Source organism: Oscillochloris sp. ZM17-4 (assembly GCF_019599295.1).
GTDB lineage: Bacteria > Chloroflexota > Chloroflexia > Chloroflexales > Chloroflexaceae > Oscillochloris.
In genome coordinates this window covers 1-1,527 of the sequence record NZ_JAIEWN010000163.1, presented here as the reverse complement: position 1 = coordinate 1,527, position 1,527 = coordinate 1, and the positions used below count along the sequence as shown (strand labels likewise).

Here is a 1,527-nt window from a genome sequence, read left to right as displayed (position 1 = left end):
CGGCGGCCTACGGCGACAAGGCCGACCGGATAGGCTTCGTGCGCCTGGAGTCGGGAGTGGCGAGCGACGACTTACGGGCGATGCACGAGGGGGCCGAGGCGTTCGCCCAGATCCTCGCCCAGCGTAACCTGTACGTGCTGGAGGAACTGGCACACGAGGCCGCGCCCCGCGTCAGCGCGGATCTGGCTTCCGAGGCGACCGTTGCGCCACCCATCCCCCACGCGGAGGGGCAGGGTTTGGTGCCGACGCGCAATGGTCTGCACACGAGCGATGCATGGAGGCCAATCGATGGCTAGATACCACATGATCGTGCTCGCCGGCACGCTGTTGGCGCTGGCGGGATCGACGCCAATGCGAGCCGAGCCGTCCGCAACGCTGCTCGCGCCAGCCATCCCCGAGGCGGCGCGGGCGAGCCAGCCGCGCGGCGTCTTCTTCACCGCGACCGCAGAGCGGGATCTGCCCGGCCAGGTGCGCCTGGCGGGCACGCCCGACGGCACCGGGGAGCTGTGTACCGATGACGAGGTGGATCTGCGCCTCCAGCGGGATGGCGGCGCGGCCCAGGTCTGGCGCCACAGCTTCGCCACGCCGGATCGTCGGGGCATCCAGTGCATCCCCGCCCAGGAGATCGCCCTGGACGGCGGGCCGGGCCGCTACACGGTGGCGATCACGCTCACCGACCGCTTCGCCGACACCTTCAGCTCGGGCAGCTACTATCTGTTGGCGGATCCCGTCGTCAGTGCCGTCGAGACGCACGCGACCGCCGACAACCGACCAGCGACCGGCGACAACCGACCAACCACGGCTCCGACGGCCATCCTACCGACGGCGACGCGCACGGCACCGACGGCGACGGCGACGCCCACCTCCAGCGCGGCGGTGCCGCTGTCGCCCGCGCCCGCTCCATCTGCCAGCGCCGTATTCTGGCCGCTCTGGGCCGGCGCAGGTGGCGCGGGCCTGCTGCTGCTCGCCGTGGCGCTGCTCCTGGGGCGCCGCCGCCGGCCAGCGCCACGGCTGCGCGGCATCATCGACCTCGCCGACCGCGAGACCGGCGAGACCCGCACCCTGCTGCTGCACGCGTATCCGCACGGCGTCGGTATCGTGCGCCAGCCCCTTGATCTGGTGCCGCTCGACAAGGCCGGCAGCGGGCCGCCGACCGTCGCCACGATTATGCCGAGCGCCGCCGGTCCGGTGCTGGCGTACCAGGATCCGACCGAGGGCGCGCAGCACACGCCCCTGCGCAGCGGCGACCAGCTGCGCATCCAGCACACGGTCGAGCTGCACTTCCGCCATACCCGATAAGAAAGGAGACCCCCATGTTATGGTGCCTCATCCCCAGCACGATCATCAGCCTCATCCTGGCCCTGCTCTCGCTGATCGCTTCGCCGCCGCGTCTGCCCCGCCCCCGCCGCATGAGCCCGAGACGGCTGCTGCGCGGCTGTCTGGCCGGCACCTTCCTGCTGCTGAGCCTGCTCCTGGGCCTGATCACGCTGGTCCTGGCCCGGCCCGATCTCCTGGGCAGCACATAGT

At 71.6% G+C, this 1,527-nt stretch carries 3 protein-coding genes; all 3 read left to right on the top strand.

Translation table 11 applies throughout. The features are described from left to right. On the top strand, positions 1-296 hold a 296-nt coding region (locus K2Z83_RS28395), incomplete at its 5' end, for a hypothetical protein (RefSeq protein WP_220598535.1). Continuing rightward, positions 289-1,299 (top strand): hypothetical protein, encoded by a 1,011-nt coding sequence (locus K2Z83_RS28390; RefSeq protein WP_220598534.1) that lies wholly within the window; start codon positions 289-291, stop codon positions 1,297-1,299. The genes K2Z83_RS28395 and K2Z83_RS28390, both read left to right, overlap by 8 nt. A gap of 14 nt (positions 1,300-1,313) precedes the next feature. Next, positions 1,314-1,526 carry a hypothetical protein gene (locus K2Z83_RS28385; protein WP_220598533.1) on the top strand — a complete coding sequence of 71 codons (213 nt, stop codon included), beginning with the start codon at positions 1,314-1,316 and terminating at the stop codon, positions 1,524-1,526. Position 1,527 lies beyond the last annotated feature (1 nt).